At 66.6% G+C, this 25,914-nt stretch carries 28 protein-coding genes; 7 read left to right on the top strand and 21 right to left on the bottom strand.

The features are described from left to right. Positions 1–35: 35 nt before the first annotated feature. The 10 genes from AC5P8D_RS02235 to AC5P8D_RS02190 form a co-directional block, all read right to left on the bottom strand. On the bottom strand, positions 36–266 hold the full coding sequence (locus tag AC5P8D_RS02235) for a hypothetical protein (protein WP_495203033.1): 231 nt from the start codon (positions 264–266) through the stop codon (positions 36–38). 62 nt (positions 267–328) lie between these two features. Further along, positions 329–2,518: a PAS domain S-box protein gene (locus tag AC5P8D_RS02230; RefSeq protein ID WP_019336521.1), complete on the bottom strand. Its 2,190-nt coding sequence runs from the start codon at positions 2,516–2,518 to the stop codon at positions 329–331. 208 nt (positions 2,519–2,726) lie between these two features. Next, entirely contained in the window at positions 2,727–5,108 is a 2,382-nt protein-coding gene (locus tag AC5P8D_RS02225; RefSeq protein WP_495203032.1) for a Tex family protein, read from the bottom strand. Positions 5,109–5,315: 207 nt separating this feature from the next. Continuing rightward, a complete protein-coding gene (locus tag AC5P8D_RS02220; protein WP_005410085.1) occupies positions 5,316–5,531 on the bottom strand; it encodes a hypothetical protein in 216 nt (71 codons plus the stop codon). Between the two features lie 590 nt (positions 5,532–6,121). Then, positions 6,122–6,574: a hypothetical protein gene (locus AC5P8D_RS02215; protein WP_010484931.1), complete on the bottom strand. Its 453-nt coding sequence runs from the start codon at positions 6,572–6,574 to the stop codon at positions 6,122–6,124. Further along, a complete protein-coding gene (locus AC5P8D_RS02210; protein WP_010484929.1) occupies positions 6,571–6,774 on the bottom strand; it encodes a PspC domain-containing protein in 204 nt (67 codons plus the stop codon). The genes AC5P8D_RS02215 and AC5P8D_RS02210 overlap by 4 nt, the downstream gene beginning before the upstream one ends. A 65-nt stretch (positions 6,775–6,839) precedes the next feature. Then, positions 6,840–7,208, bottom strand: coding sequence for a YfeK family protein (locus tag AC5P8D_RS02205; RefSeq protein ID WP_495203031.1), 369 nt, complete (start codon positions 7,206–7,208; stop codon positions 6,840–6,842). Positions 7,209–7,241: 33 nt separating this feature from the next. Next, complete coding sequence (gene phaC, locus AC5P8D_RS02200) at positions 7,242–8,309, bottom strand: class III poly(R)-hydroxyalkanoic acid synthase subunit PhaC (protein ID WP_010484926.1); 1,068 nt, start codon at positions 8,307–8,309, stop codon at positions 7,242–7,244. Next, on the bottom strand, positions 8,306–9,370 hold the full coding sequence (gene phaE / locus AC5P8D_RS02195) for a class III poly(R)-hydroxyalkanoic acid synthase subunit PhaE (protein ID WP_019338202.1): 1,065 nt from the start codon (positions 9,368–9,370) through the stop codon (positions 8,306–8,308). Before phaE ends, phaC begins: the two co-directional genes overlap by 4 nt. 22 nt (positions 9,371–9,392) lie before the next feature. After that, positions 9,393–10,007, bottom strand: coding sequence for a CDP-alcohol phosphatidyltransferase family protein (locus AC5P8D_RS02190; RefSeq protein WP_235651867.1), 615 nt, complete (start codon positions 10,005–10,007; stop codon positions 9,393–9,395). A gap of 344 nt (positions 10,008–10,351) precedes the next feature. On the opposite strand from AC5P8D_RS02190, the gene AC5P8D_RS02185 reads away from it, so the two are divergent. Further along, entirely contained in the window at positions 10,352–11,002 is a 651-nt protein-coding gene (locus AC5P8D_RS02185; RefSeq protein WP_010484920.1) for a class I SAM-dependent methyltransferase, read from the top strand. Positions 11,003–11,083: 81 nt separating this feature from the next. Here the strand turns inward: AC5P8D_RS02185 and AC5P8D_RS02180 are convergent, their stop codons facing one another. The 5 genes from AC5P8D_RS02180 to ppsR all read right to left on the bottom strand — a co-directional run bounded on the left by AC5P8D_RS02180 (position 11,084) and on the right by ppsR (position 15,333). Then, entirely contained in the window at positions 11,084–12,445 is a 1,362-nt protein-coding gene (locus AC5P8D_RS02180) for an MATE family efflux transporter (protein ID WP_305730444.1), read from the bottom strand. A 117-nt stretch (positions 12,446–12,562) separates the two neighbouring features. Beyond that, positions 12,563–13,180, bottom strand: coding sequence for a DUF2239 family protein (locus AC5P8D_RS02175; RefSeq protein WP_019660267.1), 618 nt, complete (start codon positions 13,178–13,180; stop codon positions 12,563–12,565). Between the two features lie 143 nt (positions 13,181–13,323). Beyond that, positions 13,324–13,812: an NUDIX hydrolase gene (locus AC5P8D_RS02170; RefSeq protein ID WP_019660268.1), complete on the bottom strand. Its 489-nt coding sequence runs from the start codon at positions 13,810–13,812 to the stop codon at positions 13,324–13,326. A gap of 42 nt (positions 13,813–13,854) precedes the next feature. Beyond that, positions 13,855–14,364: a DUF1249 domain-containing protein gene (locus tag AC5P8D_RS02165; RefSeq protein ID WP_010484911.1), complete on the bottom strand. Its 510-nt coding sequence runs from the start codon at positions 14,362–14,364 to the stop codon at positions 13,855–13,857. A gap of 147 nt (positions 14,365–14,511) precedes the next feature. Further along, a complete protein-coding gene (gene ppsR / locus AC5P8D_RS02160) occupies positions 14,512–15,333 on the bottom strand; it encodes a posphoenolpyruvate synthetase regulatory kinase/phosphorylase PpsR (RefSeq protein WP_010484909.1) in 822 nt (273 codons plus the stop codon). Positions 15,334–15,477: 144 nt separating this feature from the next. Here ppsR and ppsA point away from each other — a divergent pair, with 144 nt between their 5' ends. Both ppsA and AC5P8D_RS02150 read left to right on the top strand, forming a co-directional pair. Continuing rightward, complete coding sequence (ppsA, locus tag AC5P8D_RS02155) at positions 15,478–17,856, top strand: phosphoenolpyruvate synthase (protein WP_010484907.1); 2,379 nt, start codon at positions 15,478–15,480, stop codon at positions 17,854–17,856. Between the two features lie 154 nt (positions 17,857–18,010). Continuing rightward, on the top strand, positions 18,011–18,904 hold the full coding sequence (locus AC5P8D_RS02150) for a mechanosensitive ion channel family protein (protein ID WP_010484905.1): 894 nt from the start codon (positions 18,011–18,013) through the stop codon (positions 18,902–18,904). Positions 18,905–18,950: 46 nt separating this feature from the next. On the opposite strand, the gene AC5P8D_RS02145 is transcribed toward AC5P8D_RS02150, so the two are convergent. The 5 genes from AC5P8D_RS02145 to AC5P8D_RS02125 form a co-directional block, all read right to left on the bottom strand. Continuing rightward, on the bottom strand, positions 18,951–20,066 hold the full coding sequence (locus AC5P8D_RS02145; RefSeq protein WP_495203030.1) for an alkene reductase: 1,116 nt from the start codon (positions 20,064–20,066) through the stop codon (positions 18,951–18,953). Between the two features lie 139 nt (positions 20,067–20,205). Further along, a complete protein-coding gene (locus AC5P8D_RS02140; protein ID WP_495203029.1) occupies positions 20,206–21,081 on the bottom strand; it encodes an EcsC family protein in 876 nt (291 codons plus the stop codon). Between the two features lie 125 nt (positions 21,082–21,206). Next, positions 21,207–21,779, bottom strand: a complete 573-nt coding sequence (gene orn / locus AC5P8D_RS02135) for an oligoribonuclease (protein WP_043402905.1) — start codon at positions 21,777–21,779, stop codon at positions 21,207–21,209. A gap of 75 nt (positions 21,780–21,854) precedes the next feature. Next, a complete protein-coding gene (tadA, locus tag AC5P8D_RS02130; RefSeq protein ID WP_049436615.1) occupies positions 21,855–22,379 on the bottom strand; it encodes a tRNA adenosine(34) deaminase TadA in 525 nt (174 codons plus the stop codon). A 75-nt stretch (positions 22,380–22,454) separates the two neighbouring features. Beyond that, positions 22,455–22,814, bottom strand: a complete 360-nt coding sequence (locus tag AC5P8D_RS02125) for a winged helix-turn-helix transcriptional regulator (RefSeq protein WP_010484895.1) — start codon at positions 22,812–22,814, stop codon at positions 22,455–22,457. Positions 22,815–22,891: 77 nt separating this feature from the next. Here AC5P8D_RS02125 and AC5P8D_RS02120 point away from each other — a divergent pair, with 77 nt between their 5' ends. The 3 genes from AC5P8D_RS02120 (at position 22,892) to AC5P8D_RS02110 (ending at position 24,430) form a co-directional block, all read left to right on the top strand. Continuing rightward, positions 22,892–23,659 carry an NAD(P)H-dependent oxidoreductase gene (locus tag AC5P8D_RS02120; protein ID WP_043403253.1) on the top strand — a complete coding sequence of 256 codons (768 nt, stop codon included), beginning with the start codon at positions 22,892–22,894 and terminating at the stop codon, positions 23,657–23,659. Between the two features lie 68 nt (positions 23,660–23,727). Next, positions 23,728–24,165, top strand: coding sequence for an acetyltransferase (locus AC5P8D_RS02115; RefSeq protein WP_010484891.1), 438 nt, complete (start codon positions 23,728–23,730; stop codon positions 24,163–24,165). Positions 24,166–24,223: 58 nt separating this feature from the next. Then, a complete protein-coding gene (locus AC5P8D_RS02110; protein WP_005410107.1) occupies positions 24,224–24,430 on the top strand; it encodes a hypothetical protein in 207 nt (68 codons plus the stop codon). Between the two features lie 22 nt (positions 24,431–24,452). Here AC5P8D_RS02110 and AC5P8D_RS02105 read toward each other — a convergent pair whose 3' ends face one another. Continuing rightward, positions 24,453–24,959, bottom strand: a complete 507-nt coding sequence (locus tag AC5P8D_RS02105) for a GNAT family N-acetyltransferase (protein WP_071306062.1) — start codon at positions 24,957–24,959, stop codon at positions 24,453–24,455. 274 nt (positions 24,960–25,233) lie between these two features. On the opposite strand from AC5P8D_RS02105, the gene AC5P8D_RS02100 reads away from it, so the two are divergent. Then, positions 25,234–25,890, top strand: a complete 657-nt coding sequence (locus AC5P8D_RS02100) for a hypothetical protein (RefSeq protein WP_395137088.1) — start codon at positions 25,234–25,236, stop codon at positions 25,888–25,890. The last annotated feature ends 24 nt before the right edge of the window (positions 25,891–25,914 follow it).

Here is a 25,914-nt window from a genome sequence, read left to right as displayed (position 1 = left end):
ACATGACATGGGGGATGCGGTGACCATCCACCGCATCACTCCACCGCGTTCCTGGCCGCCCGCCAGAGCACGATGCAGGCGGCACCGATGCAGGACAGCGTGAATACCAGCAGGGCGACCGCGCCGCCCTGCAGCACCGGCAGCAGGGCCTGCGCGTGCAGGTCGCCGCGCAGCTGTTCCGCACGCAGGCAGGCGGCCAGGGCCAGGCACCAACCGACCAGGGCCGGAGCGAAGGCACGCACCGTCACCGGGTTGCAGACATTCATGGGATCGCCTGTACGAGGGGAAGTGCACGGAGTATTCGCGCACGCCCTCTCACAGGCTGAGATCAGCCCTCGATCGGGTCGATGTCGTCGCTCGGCAGCTCACTGGCCTCGCCCTGCACCTGTACGTTGTTGCGACCCATTGCCTTGGCCCGGTAGCACTGGGCATCAGCCGCCGCTACAGCCTGGTCCACGCTCATCCCGCCCGCCAATGGCGCGATACCGATGCTGGCGCCCACATGCAGGCGATCCCGGTCCCACGGAATCGACAGCGATGCCAGGGTGTGCAGCAGTTCACCGCCGATGCGCGCTGCACGACGCGGTGTGCAGCCGGACAGGATCACCGCGAATTCGTCGCCGCCCAGCCGCGCCACCACGTCCGAATCGCGCACGCCGTGGCGCAGCACGCTGGCCACCGCCCACAGCACGGCATCGCCGGCCAGATGGCCCCAGGTATCGTTGACCGGCTTGAAGCGGTCCAGGTCGATGTACATCAACGAGGCGGCCTGGCCGGTACGCTCGACGCGGGTGATCGCCTGCTGCAGATGCACCTCGAAGCCGCGGCGGTTGCTCAGCTCGGTCAGCGGATCGATCTCGGCCAGATGGCGCGCCTCGCGCTGGCGCGCGCGCTGCTGGGTGTCGTCGCGCAGCACCCACACTGCGCCCCGTACATGACCTTCATCATCACGCAGCCAGGCACGGGTCAGGTCAACCGGAATCGTGGCTGTGCCCAGGCGCAGCAACAGGTCAGCGTGCAGGTCCACTGCGTTGCTTTCCGGGTCCAGCAGCACGGAGACATCCAGCACTGAACCGGGTGCATACTCAGTGGTCAGTGCCAGCACATCCTGCACCTTGTGTCCGGCCAGCGACAGCGCGCCATCACCGGCCAGGGTGCGCACCGCGGCCGCATTGGCGTAGTCGATGCGACCATCCAGGCTGACACTGAGCACCAGGTCGGCCACCGCATCAAGCGTGATACGGCTGCGCTGCTCGCTCTCGAACAGGCGCTGCTCGCTGCTGCGCTGGGCGCTGATGTCCTGGATCTGCGACACGAAATGCAGCGGCTCGCCGTGCTCGGTGCGCACCAGCGACACCGACAGCCGTGCCCAGATCACCTTGCCGTCGCGATCGAGATAACGTTTTTCCAGGTGGTAGTGGCTCCGCCGCCCGGCCAGCAGGTCCTGCACCAGGGCCAGGTCGGTCTGCAGGTCGTCGGGATGGGTCAGGCGCTGGAAATCAACCTGCAGCAGTTCTTCGCGGGGGTAGCCCAGGATCCGGCAAAGTGCGTCATTGACGTCCAGCCAGCGCCCTTCCAGCGACACCAGCGCCATGCCCAGCGCCGCCGACGTGAACGCACCGGCGAATTTCTCTGCCGACAGGCGTGCTTCGGCACGCGCCTGCAGGATCTCGGTAATGTCGATGGACATGCCGACATAACCGATCCGCGCGCCGCCGGCACCATCCATGCGGCTGATCGACAGGCGCACCTGGCGTGGCTGGCCATCCTTGCGCCGCAGTGTCCACTGCCGTGAATAGGTCTGCTCATCGGCGCGAGCGCTGAGTGCTTCAAACGCGCCCGGCAGGCTTCCGTCCGCAGCCGCCAGCGGACGCAGCCAGGCCGCCAGCTCGTCCGGATCGTGGAAATCACCCAGTCGCCGCTGGCCGACCACTTCTTCCGCGCTGTATCCCAGCAGGCGTTCCGCGCCGGTATTGAACAAGGTGATGGTGCCTTCGGTATCGGTCGCGATCACCGCCACCTCGTCGGATGCGTCGACCACGGCCTGCAATCGCTGCCGGCTCTCGGCCGCATCCTGTCGCGCCTGCTGCAGCTCGGTCACGTCGGCGTGTGCACCGGCCATCCACAGCGGTCGTCCCTGCCCGTCCCATTCGAACACGCGGCCACGGTCGTGGATCCATATCCACTGGCCATTCTTGTGCCGCATGCGCAGCAGGCAGACATAGTTGTCGCTGCGGCCTTCGAAATGGTCCTCCAGTGCCGCATCGGACAGGACGATGTCGTCGGGGTGGACCAGCTTCAGGAACGTCTTCTGGCACACCGGCTCCAGCTCTTCCAGGCGATAGCCGACGATCTCCGCCCAGCGCGCATTGACCCGCATTTCGCCGGTCTGCACGTTCCATTCCCAGGTGCCGGCTGCGGTGCCGTCGATGATCATCGCCAGGCGACGGCGCTCCTCGGCCAGCTCCTGCAGGCGCCGTTCGAGCAGCCCGTTGCCGTTGCTTCCCTGGCCCGCCATCAACCCGCCCCGCGGCCCGCACAGGCGGGCAGTGGCCGCAGCACAACGCTGCAGCCCTCAACGAAGACAACGGGTCCTGCTGGCGTCATGGCCCTCCCCAGCGACAGCGGGGTGGCCGAACGCCTCCCCTCAAGCGCAAGTGTGCGCAATCACGGGGAAAACCGACAAGTCCCTCACCACGAATCAAGCGTGACGGGGGACACGGTCCTCAACTGCGCTTGGCGCGGGCGAAGGCCTCGGCCAGGGCATTGTTGGCCGGGGGCGCGGACACGGCGGGACGGCCACCATTGCCCTGGCCCCGGTTCGGCCCGCGGTTCGGGCCGCCTGCGTCGCGGCGCGCCCCCTGCCCGCGCTCATCGCGCTGGCCCGGGCGGCTGGTGGCCTGCCCGGGGGTGTCGTCCAGGCGCCGGGTCAGGGCGATGCGCTTGCGCGCCACGTCCACCTCCAGCACCTTCACCTTGACGATATCGCCGGCCTTGACCACGTCGCGCGGGTCCTTCACGAAGGTATCGGAGAGCGCCGAGATGTGGATCAGGCCATCCTGGTGCACGCCGATATCGACAAAGGCACCAAAGGCCGCCACGTTGCTGACCACGCCTTCCAGCACCATGCCCTCGCGCAGGTCCTTGATGTCCTCGACGCCCTCGGCGAAACGCGCCGCCTTGAACTCCGGACGCGGATCGCGGCCCGGCTTTTCCAGCTCCTTGAGGATGTCGCGAACGGTCGGCACGCCGAAGGTGTCGTCGGTGAACTGTTCTGCTTTCAGGCCTCGCAGGAAGCTGCCATCACCGATCAGCGCCTTGATCGGGCGCGCGGTGCTGGCAACGATGCGCTCGACCACCGGATAGGCTTCCGGGTGCACCGCCGAGGCGTCCAACGGCTGGTCACCGTCGGCGATGCGCAGGAAGCCGGCGCACTGCTCGAAGGTCTTTTCGCCCAGACGCGCGACCTTCAGCAGGTCTTTGCGACGCTTGAACGGGCCGTTGTCGTCACGATGGCGCACGATGTTCTCGGCCACCGTGGCCGACAGGCCGGACACGCGCGACAGCAGCGCGGCCGACGCGGTGTTCACGTAGACGCCCACCGCGTTCACGCAGTCCTCCACGCGCGCGTCCAACGCCCGGGCCAGGCGGTACTGGTCCACGTCGTGCTGGTACTGGCCGACGCCAATCGCCTTGGGTTCGATCTTCACCAGTTCGGCCAGCGGGTCCTGCAGGCGGCGGGCGATCGATACCGCGCCACGCAGCGACACATCCAGGCCCGGGAACTCCTTGGCCGCGAATTCGGAGGCCGAGTACACCGAGGCACCGGCCTCGCTCACCACCACCTTCTGCAGCTTCGGGTTGCCAGCGGCCTTGATCGCTTCGCCGGCCAGCTTGTCGGTTTCGCGGCTGGCGGTGCCGTTGCCGATCGCGATCAGTTCCACGTTGTGCTTGGCGCACAGCTGCTTGATGGTCTGCAGCGATTGGTCCCACTGGCGGCGCGGCTCATGCGGGTAGATGGTATCGGTGGCGACCAGCTTGCCGGTGGCATCGACCACGGCAATCTTGCAGCCGGTCCGGATGCCCGGGTCCAGGCCGAGCACGGTCTTCGGGCCGGCCGGTGCCGCCAGCAGCAGGTCCTTCAGGTTGTCGCCGAACACCGCGATGGCTTCGGCCTCGGCCTTTTCGCGGGCCTGGTTGAACAGGTCCAGCAGCAGATGGGTATGCAGCTTGGCGCGCCAGGTCAGGCGGCAGGCGTCCAGCAGCCAGCGGTCGGCGGCACGGCCCTGGTCGGAAACGCCGGCCTTGCGCGCCACGCGCCCTTCGGCGTACTGGTGGCCAGCCTCGGCATCACTGCCCGGGTCCAGCTCCAGGAACAGGATCTCCTCGCGGCGCGCGCGGAACAGCGCCAGCAAGCGGTGCGAGGGAATCTTCGCCAGCGACTCGGCGTGTTCAAAATAATCGCGGTACTTGGCGCCTTCGGTTTCCTTGCCCTCGGCCACGTGGGCACGGATCACGCCGGATTCGCCGAGCCAGGTACGCAGTTCGCCGACCAGCGCAGCGTCTTCGCCCCAGCGCTCCATCAGGATCGCACGCGCGCCTTCCAGCGCAGCCTTGGTGTCGGCCACGCCCTTGTCGGTGTCGACGAAGGTGGCCGCGAACGTCTGCGGGTCCTGCGTCGGGTCGGCCAGCAGGCCATCGGCCAGCGGCTCCAGACCGGCCTCGCGGGCGATCTGGGCGCGGGTGCGGCGCTTGGGCTTGTACGGCAGGTACAGGTCTTCCAGGCGGCTCTTGGTGTCGGCGGCGAGGATGTCGTTGCGCAGTTCGTCGCTGAGCTTGCCCTGCTCGCCGATGCTGGCCAGCACCGCCGCGCGGCGGTCCTCCAGCTCGCGCAGGTAGGTCAGGCGCACTTCCAGGTTGCGCAGCTGGGTGTCGTCCAGGCCCCCGGTCACTTCCTTGCGGTAGCGCGCGATGAACGGAACGCTGGCGCCCTCGTCGAGCAGGCCGACTGCGGCGCGTACCTGGGCGGACTGGGCACCGATCTCATCGGCGATGGTCTGGGCGATCTGCTGGGCGAGCGCGCTCTGTGCGTTCTTGGCGTCGTGCATTGCTTCAGGTCTGTGCCGCGGTACGGGAAGACCCCATTCTGGCAACCCACGACGGAGCCGGACAAGGCATTGACAGGGGCCGAGGTTCAGCGGCGGGGCCGGATTGGACGCCGGCATCCTGGCAAGGAGAGGGCTCGGACTGGCCCTGGGCTGGGATGCCGGCGCGGGCGCGCGATGGTGGGCGCGCCCTGCCGCGTGTTGCGGAGGTCAGCGGTAGTGGCGGGCGGCGCGCTGCATGACGATCTCGTCACGCATGCCTTCCAGGGCCATCAGGCGGACCTTGCCGACACCCTGCAGTTCCATGAACCGCTCCGTGTAGAACTCCGGCCCCAGCGCGGTGTCGGCGCGGGATTTGCTGAAGCCGTAGGGCACCACGCCCTTCTCGCCATCCTTGCTACCACCGACATAAAGAACGATTGCCATGTGATGTATTCCTCCAAATTGCTACTGCGTACTGCACTCGATGAGCGATGCTGCGAGCTCATCGAGGGAGAGCTTACCGCGTCGAACCTGACTGGAACGTCACGAAGGCTAATGACGATCGGTTGCATGCAGATGACGGCGGGATCGCAGCAGAATGCTTACGGATCTTTAACTTCCGGCTAACGAATCGGTGGGGGATTCCAGCCAACGGCGCAGCCCCTCGTGGGTGGTTTGGTTGGTCGCGGAAAGCCGGTTTCCTGTGGGCTGGCCGCTTTTTTGTTGTAGAGCCGAGCCTGCGCTCGGCTTCGCGGGCTGGCCTGAAAGCAGCCGGGCGTGGGCTCGGCTCTACACGAGCAAGCGCAGCGCGCGACCCGCTTTTGCCGTTCTTATTCTTCTCCGTGGCTGGACGCGCACGGAAACTGTCAGAGGTCGGGCGGGATGGGTTCGCGGGACCGTTGGCGCCATGGATGGCGCCATCGAGCCCCCATGGAAGGGTTTACGGCGTGTCCCGCGAACCCATCCCGCCCGGCCCAATCGCATGAAACGTATTCCGCGACCACGCCACGAGGGGCTGCGCCGTTGGCTGGAACCTACGGCCACCAGCCGTGCCCGAACCGGGCAAAATGATCGGCCGCGCGCTCGAATGGATTCCGCGCACTCACCCCGCCACACAGCAGGTACACCGGCAGGTACAGCGGCCCCAGCACCATGTACTGGTAGACGTGCGCGCGTTCGTGGTCGTCCAGCCGGATCAGCGGCTCCACGCCCCACCCCGCCTGATGCGCATAGGTCCGGCACGAAATGCCCAGATCATGACCGGTATGCAGGATCACATTGCCCAGCGTGATCGCCCCACCCGGCCCCCACGGCCAGCGGTCGAACACCAACGCACAGTCACGGCCGCTCCAGCGCAATGTCGCGCCGCCGAGCATGCCGGCCAGGCCGCCGATCAGGCCGATCAGGGAATTGGGTGACGTCCACACCGCGCCCAGTACCTGCAGCGCGCGCAGCCAGATCGGCCAGGGCTCAGGGGCAGTCTTCAATCGGCCTCGTTCGGCATCAGCAGCCACAGGATCAGGTAGACCAGGATGCCAGGGAAGGCCGCCGAGCCGATCGAGACCAGCACGAACACGATCCGCACCAGCGTGGGGTTCCAGCCGAAGCGGTGGGCGATGCCGCCCATCACGCCGGCAATCATGCGGTCGTTCAACGAACGCGACAGCGTGCGCGGCGTGGTGTTCATGGCGGTTCTCCTGGGCTGCGGGAAAAAGCAGTCGAGCATGGCTCGACTCTACACCGCCCCCATGTCTACGGCGTGCGGTGGCGCAGGGCCTGCAGGCGTGCGCCGAACCAGGCGGCTGCGGTCTGTTCAGGCTGTCCCGGGCACTGGATGCGGTAGGGCTTGCCACTCATGCTGCTCTGGCTGGCAGCGCGCTCGATGAACTGCTCGGCGCTGTCCACCATGTCCTTCTTCAGCAGGTAGTCGTACTTGCGCTGCAGGTGCGCACGCGCATCACTGCCATCGTGCCAGCTGCCATTGCGCTGGAAGCGGCATTGGGAGCCGTCCAGGCTAGCGATCAGCTTGGCGATCTCCCGCCGTGCATCCGCACTGGGTGCGGCGTGGGCAAGCGGCGCTGCCAGCAGTGCCGCAAGAATCAACAGAATCCGGTACGTCATCATCCCCCCAGGTCAGTCGAGCATGGCTCGACTCTACAGGTCACGCGCCTTCAACCAGCCATCGATCGTGGCCGGCACTTCGCGCTGCGCACGGCCGGAAACGTAGATGCCAATATGCCCACCACGGAAACTGGACTCGGTGTAGTCGTCCGTGCCCAAGCGCCCACGCATCGCGCGCGAAGCATCCGGTGGCACCAGATGGTCCTGTTCTGCATAGATGTTCAGCACCGGCAGGGTCACCTGCGACAGATCCACCGCTTCCTCGCCGATCCGCACCGTGCCGTTCATCAATCCGTTGCCCTGGTAGAACTGCTTGATGAAGTCGCGGAACGCCTCGCCCGCCAGATCCGGTGAATCGAAGATCCACTTCTCCATGCGCAGGAAGTCCTCCAGCGCGGCCTTGTCATCGAGGATGTCGAGCAGGCCCACGTACTTCTGCACGTTCAAGCGGAACGGCTTGAGCATCAGGTAACTGGCATTCATCAGGTCGGCCGGGATGTTGCCCAGCGTGTCGACCAGCAGGTCCACGTCCACCTGCCGCGCCCAATGCGAGAGCATGTTGTCGTCCGTCTGGAAATCGACCGGGGTGACCATGGTGATCAGCTTGCCCAGCTTCTGCCGGCGCAACGCGGCGTAGCAGAGTGCGAACACGCCGCCCTGGCAGATACCCAGCAGGTCGACCGGGCCACCACTGCGCGCACGCAACGCATCGACGGCGCCATCGATGTAGCGCAGCAGGTAGTCCTCCAGGGTCTGGAAGCGCTCCGAGCGATCCGGGTAGCCCCAGTCCAGCACGTACACGTCCTGGCCCAGCGCCAGCAGCTTCTGCACCAGCGAACGGTCGGCCTGCAGGTCGACCATGTACGGCCGGTTGACCAGCGCGTAGACGATCAGCAGCGGCGTACGCCGGGTCGGTGACTGTTCGCCGACGAAGCGGTACAGCACCACCTTGCCGTCGCGCCAGACTTCCTCACGCGCGGTCACGCCATAGTCCACGTCTTCCACCTGCGGCAGCAGCTTCAGCCCTTCCATCAGCTTGCGCTGCATGGCCAGGGTTTCCTGCATCAGGTCATCGGCGTTGAAGCCCAGCGGCCCCTTCATCGGTCACGCGTCCGAGTGGAAGTGCGAGGTGCGGCCTTTTTCGCTGACGCCTTTTTCGCAGCCGCCTTCTTTGCCGGCGCGGCCTTCTTCGCGGCCTTGCGTACGACCGGCTTCACCTTCGCCGGCGCCGGCTGCGCCACTGGGTCCACCTCGGCAGTTCCAGCCAGCACCGCCACCTGTGCCTGCAGGCGGCGCAGGCTGCGCTCCAGCTCGGCGATACGGCGGTGTGCGGCATCCATCTCGCTGCGGGTCGGCAGGCCGATGCGTTCACTCATCTGTTCCACCTCACGCTGCAGGCCGGCGCGCAGGCGCATCTGTGCGTTGCCCAGCGAGGCATATACCTGCTGGAACGGCTCGGACATGGCGACCTTGGCGTAGGCCTCTTCGGCCACTTCGATCCACAGGTCGAACATCGCGCGGGCGCTGGTCAGCTGGGTGCCGGGCTGTTCGTGCTCGGCCAGGCGCTGCTCGAACAGCGCAAAGGCCTCATCCAGCGCCTGCCTGATCTGATCAACGTAGGCGCGCGAATGCTGCTGGTATTCCTCCTGTGCGCGCAGCAGTGCCTGCCAGCGCGCCTGGTGTTCGCGGCCCGGGCCGAATGCCGGGCTCTGCAGCCACGGGCCAGCCTGCAGCTGGAACTGCTGCAGCCATGCGGCGAATTCGGGCACGGCGGCGCCGGCGTGGGTGCTGCCACGGGCCCCCTGCAGCATCCACTGCAGCATGCCGTCGCCCTGCCCCTGTACCGCCTCGCGCCAGGCCTGTGCCACGTCCGCGCTGCTGGCGTCGCGGCCGGCGAAACGCGCGGCCACTTCCTGCATGGTGCCGTACCAGCTGCCCGCCTGTTCGCGGAACCGGCGCACGGCATCTTCCGGTGCGCCCTGCCCCTGTTCGGGCAACAGCTGGCCCCACCAGTCGAACAACCGCTGCCAGCTGCCGGGGTCGTCACCGGCCGGCGCACCGGGCGTGCTCGCATGGCGCAGGGCATCGCCCCAGGCGCCGAAGTACTGCCGCGCCAGGGCTTCGAAATCGCTGCTGCCGGCGTCATGGGCCGAGCTGGTCATCACAGGCCTCCGCTGGGCTGGCTCATGGCTTGGGAATGCGCAGGGTCTTGCTGATCATCAGCGACCCGGACAGGGCGAACAGCAGCACCATCGGGTGCAGCTGCCACGGACCGATCTGCCACTGGCCGAACCAGAGTTCCTGGCCGATGGCATCGGTACCGGCGGCGATCGCCAGCACGATCACCAGCACCAGGCTGGTCGGAATCGGAGTGCCCTCGAAAAACCTGACCTTGCCCTCGTCGCCGGCCAGCGCCTCGGCGGTGACGTTGTAGCGCGCCAGGCGGCTGACGCCGCAGCAGACGAAGTAGCTCAGCACCAGCCAGTCCCAGCCGCCCTGCATGCCGCAGGCATAGGCCAGCGCCGCCGGCGCCACGCCGAAGGAGATCACGTCGGACAGCGAGTCCAGCTCGCGGCCCAGGGTAGAGCTGGACTTGCGCCAGCGCGCGATGCGCCCGTCGAGCGCATCGAAGATGAAAGCCAGCGGGATCAACGCCATGCCGAACAGCAGGTAGCCGCGCTCGCCGTCCTGCAGGAAGCGCATCGCGGCAAAGACCGCACCGGTGCCGCAGAAAGCATTGGCCAGGGTGAACCAGTCGGCCAGCTGGAATTCGCGCAGCATCGAGAAGTGACGTTTCATGGGGTCTCACGGAGCATCAAGGCCCACAGGTTACCGCGAGCGCCGCCACTGGCGACAGCGCTGGCAGGACCCAGCCTTCACCACTCCCTCACCTGTCCTCACCAGCGGTGAATTTTTCGCCACCCATCTTGACAGCCTAGGGGGGTGGCGCCTGTCGCGGCTTATCCACAAAGTTGCCCACGCGTAATCCACACCCCCTGTGGACAACCAGATCTCACCGACTGCGACGTTGGACATTTCCTCATCACCCTGCATCGGGGTTTCCCTACTTCCCAAGCCACAAGGTCGGCGCTATGGTCACCGGCGGACCCGCCGCCGCCACGTCCGAAACTCTGTAATGGACGATGATGATGCTGGATGCTCCCACCCTGGCCGCACAACTGCGGCAGCCCCATGGCGAGGCCGCGTTGGCGGTCGCCGACTCGATGAACCGCAGCAACGGCGCACTCAACCTGGCCGCGATCGGGCTGCTGGCCGTCGGCGCGGGTGAACAGGTCCTGGAGGTCGGCCCGGGCAATGCGGCCTTCGCGCCGCTGATGCTGCAGGCCACCGGCAGCCACTATCTGGGCATCGAGCTGTCCACCGCCATGGTCGAGGCCGGCAACCAGCGGCTGGCCAGCGCCGGGTTGGCCGAGCGTGCGGCGATGCGGCACGGCGACGCCCATGCGCTGCCGGTCGCCGATGCCGCGATGGATGCCGCGCTGGCGGTCAACACCCTGTACTTCTGGCCGAACCTGGCCCCGGTGCTGGATGAGCTGGCGCGGGTACTGCGCCGGGGCGGCCGCCTGTGCCTGGCCTTTGGCGACGCCAGCTTCATGCGCAGCCTGCCATTCGCTGCCGACTTCCAACTGCATGAGCTGGATGTGGTGGAGCTCGCACTGCGGGTATCGGGCTTCCGTGTCTCGGCCTGGCGCAGCCACCGGGAATCCGCGGCCGGCAATGACGGCCAGACCCGCGAAAAGCACTTCCACCTGCTGTTGGCACAGCGGCGCTGAAGCTGCCCGCCTGACCGAGTGGTAGAGCCGGCCGCTGGCCGGCTGCCCCGACGATTCCGGATTGCCGGCAAGCGGCCGGCACTACCCAGCCTGCACCCGCCTCCAGCGAGCAAAACAGAGCACCTGCATCACCAGCATGGCCAGCAACCCCAGCGGCCACGCCCACCACAGCCCGGCCAGTCCGTGCCGGGACTGCAGCCACATCGCCAGTGGCAGCTCCAGCAGCAATACGGCCGCCATGCCCAGCAACGCCGGCAACAACACCGTGCCACCGCCTCGCATCACTCCGACCAGCACCGCACTGCCTCCCATCGCCAGCACGCCCCACACCACGGTGCGCAATTGCTGCGTGGCCAGTTCGCGCACGTCGGTCGCCGCCAGGATCAGGCCAGTCAACCAGGGCGCCAGCGCCACAACCAGCATCACCACCCCGCTCAGTATCACCAGTCCAAGCAGCACGCCGGTGCGGGCGATGGCGGGCAGCCGTGCCGTACGTCCCGCCCCCAGCGCATGCGCGGCGAGGATGGTGGCGGTGATGCCCAGCGACATCGCAGGCAGCTGCACCCAGCTCATCAACTGATTGACCGCGCCGTAGGCGGCCGTGGCGGTATAGCCGTGGCGATTGATCCAGCCCAGCAGCACGATCTCGGCCACGGCCAGACTGAGCATCTGCAGCGAGGACGGTACGCCGATGCGTAGCATCGGACGGATGAGTGCTCCATCGAAACGGATCGCTCGCAGCAACTCATGCCCCGGTGCCAACGGGTGCCCCATCCGCTGCCACCGCCACATCAGCCAGGCCAGGGCCAGCAGCGAGGCGAGCGCCGCCGAGACTGCCGCACTGGCTGCGCCCAGCTGCGGCAGGCCGGCCCAGCCCAGGATCAGCAGCGGCGTGCACAGCAGGCCGACCACCGTGGCCAGCAGCAGCGCATGCAGCGGCGTCTTCGCATCGCCCACCGCGCGGCTCACCGCAGTGGCCAGCCACAGCAGGAAGAACACCGGTACCGCCAGCAGCAGGATACGGGCATAGACGATGGATTCGCCGAGGATCGGGGCCGGCGTACCGAGTGCCACCAGCAGCTCTGGAGCGAAACCGCCGCCCACGACCATCACCAGCACCGACGTGAGCAGGATCAGCGCCACCGCGCTGCCAGCCACAGCGCGCGCCTGCTGCGGCCGGCCCGCGCCCCAGGCGTGGCCGATCAGCACCATCGCACCGGTCGCCAGGCCCATTACCAGGGCCAACAGCAGGAAGAAGACCGGGAAGAACGCTGCGGCGGCAGCCACCGCCTGCGTCCCCAGCAGATGGCCGAGGTAGATGTTGTCCAGCGTGCCTGCGGCAAGCTGCAGCGCATTGGTCAGCAGCATCGGCAGCAGCAGGGCCAGGTAGGTGCGCCACAGCGGTGGTGCGGCCGGGGGTGTCGGATGTACAGGGGGGGGCATGGGACTCTCTGGGCAAGGGCTGCCCTGCCCGGCGTTTCCGCCAGCAAAGCACGCACAGGGGAAGCGGGCCGTGGCCCGCGATCAGGTGGCGCCGCCGCTCAACGACGGCGCGATGGCTCAGCCGTCGGCGCTCTCGAATGCCAGGCGCAGGGCGTGGTTGCGCACGTCCTCGGGCCAGCTGCGCAACGCCATTTCCAGGCCCGCCCGGTCGTGCGCGAACAGGACACGGATCGCCTCCTCGAAACCCGGCAGGTCGCCGGCGATGGTCTGCAGGAAGTGATAGGCACGCTCGCTGTGGCGGCGCTGCTGGTCCTTGTCCGCACCGGCACGGCTGGCCGCCTCCACCAGCCTGCGCAGAACCACGGAGGCGCCACCCGGCTGTTCGGTCAGCCACGCCCAATGGCGCGGCAACAACGTCACCTCGCGGGCAACCACGCCCAGCTTGGGGCGGCCACGGCCGCGCGGGGTTGCCGGCACATCTTCGGCAGTGATGTCGGCATCCGCCTCGACGGCGGCGGGAAACGCTTCGATGACCCGCGCCAGCAGTTCTGCGTCGCTACCACGCGTATCGAAATCACGGGTGCGGCCGGTAGCGTTGTCGAACACCAGCAGCGGTCCGGCAGCGTTGCCGGCGCGCAGCTGTTTCAGCGCCAGCGCCGCCACCTCCGGGGTACCGGAAGCGACCAGGCGATGGCCGTCGAAGCAACTGAAGGGAGGGAGTCGGGACGCAGGCATGGCAATGGCATCAGAGGCGATGCACCAATATTGCCCGGGTAATTTGCGGCCGTCAATATTACCCGGGCATTAATCAACCAGAAGAGCGTGCCAACCACGGTTGGCCCCCACCGGGATGGGTGGCACCCACACGATTCGCCAGGTTACAGACGGCTGAAGGACCAGCTCACCATGCGGCCGTCCTTGTACGGCATCACGCCGTGGAACGGGCGAGGGTCGGTATCGAACACCAGCGGCAGGAAGTTGCGGTCGCCCTCCCACATCGGCAGCGTGTCCAGCTTGTCCAGGTCCACCCACTCCAGCGTGCCCTCGTGGTTGCCGCCGTGCGGGGTGCCTTCGAATCCATCGATGACGAACACGAAGCCCAGCCAGTCCTCGCCGTGCTTGCCGAAACCCGGCCAGCTGAGGGTGCCGCGCAGGCGCATGCTGGTGCAGTCGATACCGGCCTCTTCCTGGATCTCGCGGCGCATGCTGGCGGCCACATCCTCGTCCGCTTCGATCTTTCCACCCAGCCCGTTGTACTTGCCCAGATGATGGTCACCGGGGCGGGTATTGCGATGGATCATCAGCACCTGGCGACGATCGGGCGACAGCACGTAGCCCAGGGTGGCGACGATCGGGGTATACGGCATGGGGCAGCATCCAGCGGCAGGTCAGCCATGGATTATGGCCGATCAGCGCACCAGCGACAGGCGGCGCTCGGTGGGCGTGCCGGCACCATCGGGATCACGGCGCAGGGTGGCGACGCCGTGGCCGCGCTCGGCCAGGTATTCCAGCCACTTGCCGAGGAAGGTGTTCATCCGCATGCGATGGCTGATCAGCTCCGCCGGCGGCGGATACAGGCCCATCGTGTCCTGCCAGCGGCGGCCCACGTAGCAGTGGGTGGTCTCGGCCTGGCGGGCGTCACGGTACAGCCGCACATAGGCCGACGGGTCCGGCTCTCCGGTGACCGGGTCGGCCAGGTCGTAGGTCAGGCGCAGTTCCACCGTGTAACGGTGGCACTCGATCACGTCCAGACGAACATCCAGGCCGTCGCCGATCGAGGAAATGTAGCTGCCCGCCACCAGTCCGGCCGGTTCGAACAGGCGCACCAGGTGGCGGTAGTTTTCCGCGTACAGGCCCATGAGCCAGCTCAGCCGGCTCAGGCGGGGAATGCGTTCGGTGCGGGGCAAGGCTCGGGCCATGGGTCGATCCTACACGTTGGTGCTTCAACGTGGGGGCGGGATCGCCCCGGCCAAAGGGGCCCGGTATCGACCACCGGTCGATACCCACCACGCACGAGGGTTTCCCGCAGCATCGGTAGGCCACGACCGTTGGTCGTGGCGCGCGCCTCAATACAGCTCGCGCTGCAGCCCCAGCGTGGCCAGCACCTTGCTGGAAATCTCCTCGATCGAGGTATGGGTGGTGCTCAGGGTCGGGATCCGCTCCATCTGGAACATCACCTCGGCCGCGGCCACCTCGCGCTTGCAGGTATCCAGGTTGGCGTAGCGCGAGTTCGGGCGGCGCTCCTGGCGGATCTGCTGCAGGCGGTCCGGGTCGATGGTCAGGCCGAACAGCTTGCGCCGGTAGTTGCGCAGCCGTGGCGGCAGGCGGTCGCTTTCCAGGTCCTCGTCGGTCAGCGGGTAGTTGGCCGCGCGCACCCCGTAATGCAGGGCCAGGTAGATGCAGGTGGGTGTCTTGCCGGCGCGCGACACCGCCACCAGGATCACGTCGGCGTCGTCGTAATTCACCGCGATACCGTCGTCATGGGTCAGCGCGAAGTTCATCGCGTTGATGCGGCGGTGGTAGGTATCGAAGTCGACCATGCCATGGGCCTGGCCCACACGGTTCACGCGCGAACTGGACAACTCACGCTCCAGCGGCTCGATGAACGGCGCGAACACGTCCAGCATCAGGGCACCACTGTCGGCCAGGATCAGGCTCAGGCTCTGGTCCACGCAGGAGTTCACCACGATCGGCCGGACCTGGTACCGCTCCCCCGCCGCCTGGATCCGGGAACAGGCTTCCCGGGCTTTTTCGGGGTCGTCGACAAACGACATCCGGTCGGTAATGAAGCTGAACCCGGAGAACTGGGTCAGCAGGCTATGCCCAATGGTTTCAGCGGTGATACCGGTTCCATCGGAAACGTAGAACACCGGACGGATGGTCGACATGCGCGCTTTTACCCCCTACGAAGCCTAAAAGGGCCGCCAACACAAGCTTGTGTCGACAGCGGTCTGCCCGGCATCATATCGGCTTCTTCCTACGGACGCGGCCACTCAGCCCGCCTCGGGCGATGGCCAAACGGAGCATCGCGCTTGAACGAGAACATCCTGTGGTTGCACGAACTGCGTCTGGCCGACCTGGCCCGCGTAGGCGGCAAGAATTCCTCGCTGGGCGAGATGATCGGCAATCTGGCCGGTCTGGGCGTCTCCGTTCCCGGAGGTTATGCGACCACCGCTGAAGCCTTCAAGGACTTCATCGCGCACAACGACCTGTCCAAGCGCATCTTCGACAAGCTGGCCACGCTGGACGTCGAGGACGTCAACGCGTTGACCGCCGCGGGAAAGGAGATCCGCAGCTGGGTGATCGACGCGCCGCTGCAGCCGCAGCTGGACCAGGACATCCGCACCGCCTACGCCAAGCTGAGCGCCGACAATGGCGGCGGCGACGTGGCCGTGGCCGTGCGTTCGTCGGCCACCGCCGAGGATCTGCCGGATGCATCCTTCGCCGGCCAGCAGGAAACCTTCCTCAACGTCACCGGTGCCGACGACGTCGTGCACAAGGTCAAGGAAGTGTTCGCCTCGCTGTACAACGATCGTGCCATTGCCTACCGCGTGCACCACGGCTTCAAGCATGAGGACGTGTTCCTGTCCGCCGGCGTGCAGCTGATGGTGCGTTCGGGCGTCGGTTCCTCCGGCGTGCTGTTCACCCTGGACACCGAGTCCGGCTTCCGCGACGTGGTGTTCGTCACCTCTTCGTTCGGCCTGGGCGAAATGGTCGTGCAGGGCGCGGTCAACCCGGACGAGTACTACGTCTACAAGCCCACCCTGCAGGCCGGCAAGCCGGCGATCCTGCGCCGCTCGCTCGGCAGCAAGGCGATCCGCATGGTGTATTCGGACGTCCCCGGCGAGCGCGTGAAGATCGAGGACACCCCGGCAGAGCTGCGCAACACCTTCTCGATCAGCGACGAGGACGTGCAGGAACTGTCCAAGCAGGCGCTGGTCATCGAAAAGCACTACGGCCGCCCGATGGACATCGAGTGGGCCAAGGACGGTGTCAGCGGCAAGCTGTTCATCGTGCAGGCACGCCCGGAAACGGTGAAGTCGCGCAGCCACGCCACCCAGATCGAGCGCTTCGCGCTGACCGAAAAGGGCGGCAACGTGCTGGCCGAAGGCCGTGCCGTCGGTGCCAAGATCGGCTCGGGCGTAGCCCGCGTGGTGAAGACGCTGGACGACATGAACCGCGTGCAGCCGGGCGACGTGCTGATCGCCGACATGACCGATCCCGATTGGGAGCCGGTGATGAAGCGCGCCTCGGCCATCGTCACCAACCGCGGTGGCCGTACCTGCCACGCCGCGATCATCGCGCGCGAGCTGGGCGTGCCGGCCGTGGTCGGTTCGGGCAACGCCACCAAGGTCATCGAAGATGGCCAGCTGGTCACCGTCAGCTGCGCTGAAGGCGATACCGGCTTCATCTACGAAGGCAAGCTCGGCTTCGAGCGCACCACCACCGATCTGGGCAACATGCCGCCGGCACCGCTGAAGATCATGATGAACGTGGCCAACCCGGAACGTGCCTTCGACTTCGGCCAGCTGCCGAACGCAGGTATCGGCCTGGCCCGCCTGGAAATGATCATCGCCAGCCACATCGGCATCCACCCGAACGCGCTGCTGGAGTACGACCGCCAGGACGCGGCGACCAAGAAGAAGATCGACGAGAAGATCGCCGGCTACGGTGATCCGGTCAGCTTCTACGTGGACCGCCTGGCCGAAGGCATCGCCACCCTCACTGCTTCGGTCGCGCCGAACCCGGTGATCGTGCGCCTGTCGGACTTCAAGTCCAACGAGTACGCCAACCTGATCGGCGGCAGCAACTACGAGCCGCACGAAGAGAACCCGATGATCGGCTTCCGCGGCGCCAGCCGTTACGTCGACCCGAGCTTCTCGGCCGCCTTCGCGCTGGAGTGCAAGGCCGTGCTGCGCGTGCGCAACGAAATGGGCCTGGACAACCTGTGGGTCATGATTCCGTTCGTGCGCACCCTGGAAGAAGGCCGCAAGGTCATCGAGGTGCTGGAACAGAACGGCCTGAAGCAGGGCGAGAACGGCCTGAAGATCATCATGATGTGCGAAGTGCCGTCCAACGCACTGCTCGCCGATGAATTCCTGGAAATCTTCGACGGCTTCTCGATCGGCTCCAACGACCTGACCCAGCTGAGCCTGGGCCTGGACCGCGACTCGTCGATCGTCGCGCACCTGTTCGACGAGCGTAACCCGGCAGTGAAGAAGCTGCTGTCGATGGCGATCAAGGCAGCACGTGCCAAGGGCAAGTATGTCGGCATCTGCGGCCAGGGCCCGTCCGATCACCCGGATCTGGCCGAGTGGCTGATGCAGGAAGGCATCGAGTCGGTGTCGCTGAACCCGGACACCGTGGTCGATACCTGGCTGCGCCTGGCCAAGCTGAAGGCCAACGGCTGATGCCGTAAAGGCCGCAGGCTGACGTCGTGTTCATCGGCGTCAGCCGATACTGCTGCTGCACGCAAGCCCCGCCTCTGCGGGGCTTGCTGTTTCTGGCGTCCTTGCACGCCACGCGTACCTCGCACCTGTCCCGCAGCAGCAAAGGAATTTCCGCATGATCGCCGCCGCACCGCCCTCGCCCGCCGCAACGCCCTGGTTCCACTCGCTCGACTGGGAGCGCCTGCTGGAAACCTACGGCGTACCGTTGCTGGCCGCGATCGTGGTGCTGCTGGTCGGCCTGTGGGTGGCACGACGTCTATCCAATGCAATGCCACGGGCGACCGCGCGCATGGGCGTGGACCCGATGCTGGGCAGCTTCCTGCGCAACGTGGTGTATGCCGCATCGCTTGTGATCGTGGTGGTGCTGGCGATCGGCACGCTGGGCGTGCAGATCACCCCGCTGCTGGCCGTGCTCGGCACCGCTGGCCTGGCGGTCGGTCTGGCATTGAAGGATTCGCTGTCCAACATCGCCTCGGGCGTGATGCTGGTGACGCTGCGACCGTTCCGCGTGGGCGATGTGGTCACCGTGGCCGGCCAGACCGGCACCGTGCGCGAAGTGCGCATCTTCCAGACCGTGCTTACCGGCGCCGACAACCAGCACACCACCATTCCGAACACACTGATCACCGCCGCGCCGATCATCAACCTCACCGCCGAACCGACGCGCCGCGTCGAACTGGTGATCGGCATCGGCTACGAAGACAACATCCAGCTGGCACGCGACACCGCGCTGGCGCTGATGAAGGCCGACCCGCGCGTGCTGCAGACGCCAGCACCGGACGTGGTGGTATACGAACTCGGCGCGCACGCGATCAACCTCGGCATCCGCTGCTACGTGAAGTCGGCCGACTGGTTCGGTACCAAAGTCACGTTGCTGGAACAGCTGAAGCTGGGCTATGACAAGGCCGGCATCAACATCCCGTACCCGCAGCAGGACATGCACCTGTACCTGCATGGCAAGGATGGCGGCGTGGTCGAAGCGGACGCGCTGGTGCGCGACAAGCCCTGATCCAACCCGGGAGTGCCGGCCAACGGTCGGCACCCACCGATGGGCATCAGGCCTCGGCGGCCTCTTCCAGCGCCGGGTAATCGGTGAAACCCTTCGCACCACCACCGAAAAATGTGGCGCGATCCGGCGGATTCAGTTCTGCACCCGTACGCAGGCGCTCAGGCAGGTCCGGGTTGGCAATGAACGGCCGGCCGAAACCGATCAGGTCGGCCCAGCCTTCGGCCAGCGCCTGCTTGGCGCGCTCGGCGGTGTACTTGCCGGCGTAGATCAGCGTGCCCGGGTAGACCATGCGTAGCGCCTGCTTGAACGCCACCGGCATCAGCGGCGCATCATCCCAATCCGCTTCGGCAATGTGCAGGTAGCCCACCCCCATCTCACCGAGCAGGTGTGCGGCAGCCAGATAGGTCGCCTGCGGCGTATCGTCCACCGCCCCCTGCAGCGTGGTCAGCGGCGCCAGGCGCACGCCCACACGCTCGCCACCGGCAACCTCGACCACCGCCTGCACGACCTCGCGCAGGAAGCGCAGCCGGTTCTGCAGCGAACCGCCATAGCCATCGGTACGCTGGTTGGCCTGCGAGTCGATGAACTGGTTGATCAGGTAGCCATTGGCGCCATGCAGTTCGACGCCGTCGAAGCCCGCCTCCAGCGCATTGCGGGCGGCCTGCGCGTAATCGGCGACGATGCCCGGAATCTCGTCTTCGCGCAGCGCACGTGGCATCGAATGCTGGATCATCTCGCCGACGCCGGCTTCGGGACCTGCCCCTGTCGGGTCGACGAACACTTTCACGCCATCGGCCAGCAATGCCGAGGAAGACACCGGCGCTGCGCCATCGGGCTGCAGGGCCACATGCGAGACGCGGCCGACGTGCCACAACTGCGCGTAGATGCGGCCACCGGCGGCGTGCACCGCATCGGTCACCTGCCGCCAGCCCTTTACCTGTTCGGGGCTGTGGATGCCCGGCGTCCAGGCATAGCCCTGGCCCTGCGGGCTGATCTGGGTGCCTTCGCTGACAATCAGGCCGGCACCGGCACGCTGCGCGTAGTAGGTCGCCATCTCGGCGGTAGCAACGTTGCCGGCAGCCGCACGCGAGCGGGTCATCGGCGGCATCACGATGCGGTTGGGCAGGGTCAGCGTGCCCAGACGGTGGGAGGTGAACAACATGGCGGACATCTCTTGCGGGGGGAGTGCCAGCAAGAATGGGGACCGCCTGCGAAAGGCAACAGGCGTGTTGTGGCAAAACAGTTGTGCCCGGCAGGCAAGGATGGCCCGGCATGAAGGCTCATCCACGCATGGCGTGGATCTACTCCAGGCGGGGTTCGATCTTTACCGCGCCATGCGCCACGCGGTCATAGCAGGTGCGCACCACGTCTTCCCCGTACTTCAGCTCCAGCCGGCGCACGATGAAGTGACCGCGCGCCATGTCCTGGTAGTAGTCGGTGAACATGGTATTGAGCGTTGCACCTGCAGCGGCACCGACAATCGGCACCGCCTGCGCGGCGAATTTCTCGGTGACCACCACGCCGAAACGCGCCGCCACTTTCTCCACCATCTTCGCCAGCAGCTTGCCGGCCTCCTTCGGTGCCACGCCCAGGGTCAGGTCGCGGCCGGTCACCACGCGCCCGGCCAATTCGGCCGACAGGTGGCGCATCACGTCGGTGGTGAAGCCGCGGGCCAGGTAGTAGCCGGTCTCGCTGGCGTCATCGCGCGGCGAGTTGCCACCCAGCGCGAACACCTCCAGGCAGGCCTGGCGGGTGCTGAATTCGGACAGGTCAAAGCCCTCGCTGCGGGCCACGTCGGCCACCGCGCGCATCATGATGGTGGTCGACACCGGCAGCTCGATGAACAAGGCCGCAAAGCCGAATGCCCCGCCGACCGCGCCGGAGGTGGCCGCCGCCAATTTGTGCCAGCGGGTGGAGGCCCCCTTGCCCGGGGTGTTGTCCATGCTCCACAGCGCGGCCTGCGCCGATTTGGTCAGCGCCGCCTGCACCGCATCGTGGATGCGGTTGGAGACCGAACTGGGCAGCGCCTTCACCGCGAACTCCAGCGGCGTGCCAACCAGGTTGGCCATGCGCGCGGTCAGGGTCGGCGCTTCCAGCAGCGCCACCGCCCGCTGCAGGTCGGACCAGTCGCGGGCGTCGTGGGCGATGTCGCGGGGGAGCAGGATGGGCTCGTTCATGGCGCCGATCTTAGCGCCAGGGAGTTGAACGGTTCGTCGCGGGGCACGACAGAGGGGTCAGAGCCCTTTCCGCTGGAAAGGCATCCGCCCCCGGCGCCTTGCCGGCCAGCGGCCGGCACTACCGATCAAGGCGTCGAAAGGCCGGAAAGCGCGCCCATGAACTGGCGGTAGTGGCGCAGCTCGGCGATCGAGTCGTGCACGTCGCTCAGCGCGGTGTGGTTGCTGTTCTTGCCGACGCCGGCGGCCACGGTCGGCGCCCATCGCTTGGCCAGTTCCTTCACCGTGGACACGTCCAGGTTGCGGTAGTGGAAATACTTCTCCAGGCGCGGCATCTGGCGGTGCAGGAAGCGGCGGTCCTGGCAGATCGAGTTGCCGCACATCGGCGACAGGCCGGCCGGAATCCACTGTGCCAGGAAGTTCACGGTCTGCGCCTCGGCCTGGGCCAGCGTGGTGGTGCTGTCCACCACGCGCTGCCACAGGCCCGAACGACGATGCTGGTTGCGGTTCCACTCGTCCATCGCTTCCAGCGTTTCCAGCGGATGATGGATGGCGAATTCAGGGCCCTCGGCCAGCACGTTGAGCTGGGCATCGGTGACCACGGTGGCGATCTCGATGATCGAATCGTTGTCGGTGTCCAACCCGGTCATTTCCAGGTCGATCCAGATCAGTCGTTCGTTGGCCGCGCCGGTGTCCGCCATTGTGTCGCCTCGTTGCTGGGCAGGCGCGCGGCCTACCGGTGAAGGAAAGAGGCGCCCATCATACCCGTTCGCCCCTCAGCCCTCGCCGACGTGGTCTTCCAGCAGCAGCGGCGGCTTGCCACGTTTGGCGCGGAAATAATTGGTCAGGCGTGTACTGGCTTCCTTGGCCAGCACCCCGCCGTGAATCTCGACGCGATGGTTGTGGCGGGCGTCGCCAATGAGGTCGAACACGCTGCCGCAGGCGCCCGTCTTGGGGTCACTGGCGCCGTAGACCAGACGGGCGACGCGTGCATGCACGATCGCCATCGCGCACATCGCGCACGGCTCCAGGGTCACATACAGCGTGCTGCCGAGCAGGCGGTGGTTCGCCAGCAGCTTTCCGCCGGCCCGCATCGCCACGATCTCGGCGTGCGCGCTGGGGTCGTGCGAGGCGATGTTGAGGTTCCAGCCCTCCCCCAGCAGCTGGCCATCGGCACCCACCAGCACGGCTCCGACCGGAATTTCGTCGAACTCGCGCTGCGCGCGCTCGGCCAGCGCCAGCGCGTGGCGCATCCAGTGTTCATCGGTGTCGTGCACCGGCACGCCCAGGGCGTCGGTCATGGCGGTTCTCGCGTGTGTGCAGGGCCAGGATGGCCGCCGGGGCCGCATTGTACGCCCCGGGCCGTACAGGCGCCGCTAGCGCGCGTCGAAGCGCTCGCGGGCCGCATCCAGCGCCGGGAAATTGTGCTCCGCCCAGCGGTCCAGGGCGGACAACGTCTCGACCAGACCGTGCGCGACCTCGGTCAGGCGGTACTCGACATGCAGCGGTTTGCTGCCCCGGTCACACCGCTCGACCAGCCCATTGCGCTCCAGCTGTCGCAGAGTCTGGGTCAGCACCTTCTGCGAGATGCCTTCGATCTTCCGCAGCAACGCGCCGTTGCGAAGCGGGCCCTGCGCCAATGCCGGCAGCAGCAGCATCACCCACTTGCCGGAGATCAGCGCCAGCGCATCGCGCGCCGAGCAATCGGCGGCATAGACATCGCCCGGATAGGCCATGGTTACCTCAAGGTGCGTAATTGCCGGGGCATGCCGGCACCGCGAGGATGGTCGCACACTCCTCGAACACCTCGCCCATGCGCGCCCTGATCCTGCTTGCCCACCCCGAACCCCGCTCCTTCAATGCCCACCTCGCCGCGCAGGCGGCCGAGCAGCTGAGGCACGACCACTCGCAGGTGGATGTGGTCGACCTGTATGCGGAAGGCTTCGATCCGCTGGAAGCGGCCTGGCACCATCCACGGCGCCTGCAGCCCGAGCGCTTCGATGCCCAGCGCGAACAACGCCACAGCGCCGAACTGGAGCAGTTACCCGCCGATGTGCGACGTCACCTGCACCTGCTGCGGGTCGCAGACCTGGTGATCCTGCAGTTCCCGCTGTGGTGGTTCGCGGCGCCAGCCATCCTCAAGGGCTGGCTGGACCGCGTGCTGGTATATGGGCCGATGTACAACAGCCGTCAGCGCCACGAACATGGCGTGATGCAGGGCAAGCGTGCATTGCTGAGCGTCACCACCGGTTCATCGGCACGGGCATGCGCGGTGGACGGCCGCGAAGGCGACACCCGATTGCTGCTGTGGCCGTTGATGTACAGCCTGCGCTACGTCGGCTTCGAGGTGATGGAGCCATGCGTGGTGCATGGCGTGCGTTCCGGGCTTGCAGCGGAACGCGTGCAGGCCCACGACGAAGCACTGGTTGCAGCCACCCTCTCCTACCGCGAGCGACTGACGCACTGGCGGCAGTGGCCAATCGTGCCCTTCAACGACAGCGATGACTTCGAGGATGGGGTGGTGCTGCGCGCGGACGCGACTGCGCACAGCCCCTTCATCCGCCACCGCGACGCGGGATGAATCTTCGCCTGCAGGCGCTACCGGAAAGCCTCATACTTCGCACTCTTCCGAAGCACCTTGGTGAACCCATGACCACCCTGCGTCCCTCTCGCGCCGACGACGGCGCCGCCCTTGTCGACCTCTGGCGTCGCGCCGTCGACGCCACCCACGACTTCCTCAGTGCCGAAGACCGCCAGGCCATCGATGCCGAAGTGGCCGGTTTCCTGCCGCAGGCGCCGATGACCGTTGCTGTCGATGCACAGGATCGGCCGCTGGGCTTCATGCTGATCGACGGCACGCACATGGAAGCGCTGTTCATCGATCCCGACGTACGTGGCACCGGGATCGGCCGGCAACTGCTGCAACACGCACTTGCCCAGCATCCGCAGCTGAGCACTGACGTCAACGAACAGAACGCACAGGCCGTCGGCTTCTACCTGCGCATGGGCTTCGTCGAAAGCGGCCGCTCACCGCTCGATTCGCAAGGCCGTCCGTATCCGCTCATCCATCTTCGGCATAACGGCTGACATCCGTCGGCAGCGGCCACGTGCTAGCGTGGCTGCTTTCGACCAAGGAACGCCGTGCATGGATGGTGCAAAAGCCCTGCTGACCCTGTTTGCGCTGGGCATCAGCCTGGTCTGGATCCTGGTGCCATTCGCCATCTTCGCCGTGCGCAACCTGCTGCGTGAGGTACTGGTCGAGCAGCGCCGTACCAATGAACTGCTTGAACACATCGGCGGCTACCGCATTCCGAAGCCACAACCTGAACCGACCGTCTGGCGCGCGCCCTGAGCGGGAACGTGCCAGGCCCGGATCAGGCCGTCGCCTCGAAGGCCGGTGAGTACTGCACCTCGCCCTGTGCCAGCGGAGGCTGCAGGCAAAGTGCCTGGAAGTACTCTGCAGGCACACCCGGCAGGACCAGGCCCGGCTCGGCACGGAAGCCGAAGCGACCGTAATAGGCCGGCTCGCCCAGCAATACACAGCCATGTGCACCCTGCTGACGCAGCGCTTCAAGTGCGGCGTGCATCAGGGCCGCACCGATGCCCTGCCCCTGCCACGCGGGCAATACCGAGATCGGTCCCAGGCCGAACCAGCCCGTGCTGCCATCGCTGATCGTCACCGGCGACACCGCCACATGGCCGATCACCTTGCCGTCCATCTCGGCCACCAGCGAAACGCTCAGCTCCCCGAGGGCGCGCAGGGCGTCGACGATGAACTGCTCGGTATGGCTGCTGTGCGCAGCGTCCCGGAATGCGGCCTCGGTGAGCGCATGGAGGGTGGCGTGATCATCAATGGCTTCGGCGCGGATGGTGTAGTTCATGGCGTAATGTTCGCTTGCATGAGAGTTGCGTGAATTGGCGACCGTTGTCACAAATTGGCGGCGAAATGTCGAGCGCGAGGCGCAATCGCCCCGCGAACCTCGAATCGCCTGTGCCGCAATCGATTCGGCGACGCCGCCGAACGCTGAATGCGTCAAAATTCCGTCACCCACGCCTTGCCCTAGCTGGCGCCAGGTTTCCAGAACACTCCATAATCGATAAACCTGTCACCAGGGAAGGATATATGGACACGGACGCACGATGCAGGATGCCGCCATGGATGTAGCCATGCCGACACGCAAGGGACGCCATCTGGTACCGATGGGCCTCTTGCTGGCACTGACGGCCTGCTCGCCTTACGCGGACGCAGAGCGTGACGTTGCCGCAGGTGGACGCGGCCTGGCCAAGCTCAACCCGTCACCGCAGCAGGGCTACGAGCTGGTACTGACACTGAAGGACGCGCCGGGCCCGTTCGCGATTGTTGAGGGCTCGGCCCAGTACGACGCCAGCAACTACGCAGACTGTGGACGGATCGTGCCTGCAACGGGCACTGCAGGCCGCATCACCAGCCAGGAGCCCGTCACCCTGCACAAGGTCGGCGAGCACGAATACCGCGGCACGTTCTACCTGGACCGCATGCTGGACGAGGACTACTACGGGCGTGGCGTCTGCCATTGGTCGCTGACAGGTGTCGGTGCGATGTTGCGCGCCACGAACGGCAAGGCGGATACGCGATTCCTGACGTTCATCGACAAGAAGCGCATGGACGCGGGGAGCCAATTGACACGGTACTACCCACGCGCCGACTACCCGCGGATCGAAGAGATCACCGGATACGGAGCGAGCGGCAAGGAAGATCCTTCAGCGTACAAAGAAGAGCTGCGCAATGCGCTGTTCTCAACCACCACTACTGTGCAGAAGCTTGTGCCATGAACTGCCAGTGTCACATTTACCTCT

It is taken from the genome of Stenotrophomonas sp. YJH_SMC_101-4 (assembly GCF_059370395.1).
This window is presented reverse-complemented; position numbering and strand designations above follow the sequence as displayed.

Bases quoted from the DNA above. Each gene is read 5' to 3' on its own strand.
- AC5P8D_RS02120 (WP_043403253.1), top strand. From the start codon at position 22,892: ATGCGCGCCCTGATCCTGCTTGCCCACCCCGAACCCCGCTCCTTCAAT.
- AC5P8D_RS02100 (WP_395137088.1), top strand. From the start codon at position 25,234: ATGGATGTAGCCATGCCGACACGCAAGGGACGCCATCTGGTACCGATG.
- AC5P8D_RS02210 (WP_010484929.1), bottom strand. From the start codon at position 6,774: ATGAACACCACGCCGCGCACGCTGTCGCGTTCGTTGAACGACCGCATG.
- AC5P8D_RS02175 (WP_019660267.1), bottom strand. From the start codon at position 13,180: ATGCCTGCGTCCCGACTCCCTCCCTTCAGTTGCTTCGACGGCCATCGC.
- phaE (WP_019338202.1), bottom strand. From the start codon at position 9,370: ATGACCAGCTCGGCCCATGACGCCGGCAGCAGCGATTTCGAAGCCCTG.
- AC5P8D_RS02165 (WP_010484911.1), bottom strand. From the start codon at position 14,364: ATGGCCCGAGCCTTGCCCCGCACCGAACGCATTCCCCGCCTGAGCCGG.
- AC5P8D_RS02145 (WP_495203030.1), bottom strand. From the start codon at position 20,066: ATGTTGTTCACCTCCCACCGTCTGGGCACGCTGACCCTGCCCAACCGC.
- AC5P8D_RS02110 (WP_005410107.1), top strand. From the start codon at position 24,224: ATGGATGGTGCAAAAGCCCTGCTGACCCTGTTTGCGCTGGGCATCAGC.
- AC5P8D_RS02235 (WP_495203033.1), bottom strand. From the start codon at position 266: ATGAATGTCTGCAACCCGGTGACGGTGCGTGCCTTCGCTCCGGCCCTG.
- AC5P8D_RS02115 (WP_010484891.1), top strand. From the start codon at position 23,728: ATGACCACCCTGCGTCCCTCTCGCGCCGACGACGGCGCCGCCCTTGTC.
- AC5P8D_RS02230 (WP_019336521.1), bottom strand. From the start codon at position 2,518: ATGGCGGGCCAGGGAAGCAACGGCAACGGGCTGCTCGAACGGCGCCTG.
- AC5P8D_RS02170 (WP_019660268.1), bottom strand. From the start codon at position 13,812: ATGCCGTATACCCCGATCGTCGCCACCCTGGGCTACGTGCTGTCGCCC.
- AC5P8D_RS02225 (WP_495203032.1), bottom strand. From the start codon at position 5,108: ATGCACGACGCCAAGAACGCACAGAGCGCGCTCGCCCAGCAGATCGCC.
- AC5P8D_RS02185 (WP_010484920.1), top strand. From the start codon at position 10,352: ATGATGATGCTGGATGCTCCCACCCTGGCCGCACAACTGCGGCAGCCC.
- AC5P8D_RS02220 (WP_005410085.1), bottom strand. From the start codon at position 5,531: ATGGCAATCGTTCTTTATGTCGGTGGTAGCAAGGATGGCGAGAAGGGC.
- AC5P8D_RS02140 (WP_495203029.1), bottom strand. From the start codon at position 21,081: ATGAACGAGCCCATCCTGCTCCCCCGCGACATCGCCCACGACGCCCGC.
- AC5P8D_RS02150 (WP_010484905.1), top strand. From the start codon at position 18,011: ATGATCGCCGCCGCACCGCCCTCGCCCGCCGCAACGCCCTGGTTCCAC.
- AC5P8D_RS02180 (WP_305730444.1), bottom strand. From the start codon at position 12,445: ATGCCCCCCCCTGTACATCCGACACCCCCGGCCGCACCACCGCTGTGG.
- AC5P8D_RS02205 (WP_495203031.1), bottom strand. From the start codon at position 7,208: ATGACGTACCGGATTCTGTTGATTCTTGCGGCACTGCTGGCAGCGCCG.
- AC5P8D_RS02125 (WP_010484895.1), bottom strand. From the start codon at position 22,814: ATGGCCTATCCGGGCGATGTCTATGCCGCCGATTGCTCGGCGCGCGAT.
- orn (WP_043402905.1), bottom strand. From the start codon at position 21,779: ATGGCGGACACCGGCGCGGCCAACGAACGACTGATCTGGATCGACCTG.
- AC5P8D_RS02105 (WP_071306062.1), bottom strand. From the start codon at position 24,959: ATGAACTACACCATCCGCGCCGAAGCCATTGATGATCACGCCACCCTC.
- tadA (WP_049436615.1), bottom strand. From the start codon at position 22,379: ATGACCGACGCCCTGGGCGTGCCGGTGCACGACACCGATGAACACTGG.
- ppsR (WP_010484909.1), bottom strand. From the start codon at position 15,333: ATGTCGACCATCCGTCCGGTGTTCTACGTTTCCGATGGAACCGGTATC.
- phaC (WP_010484926.1), bottom strand. From the start codon at position 8,309: ATGAAGGGGCCGCTGGGCTTCAACGCCGATGACCTGATGCAGGAAACC.
- AC5P8D_RS02190 (WP_235651867.1), bottom strand. From the start codon at position 10,007: ATGAAACGTCACTTCTCGATGCTGCGCGAATTCCAGCTGGCCGACTGG.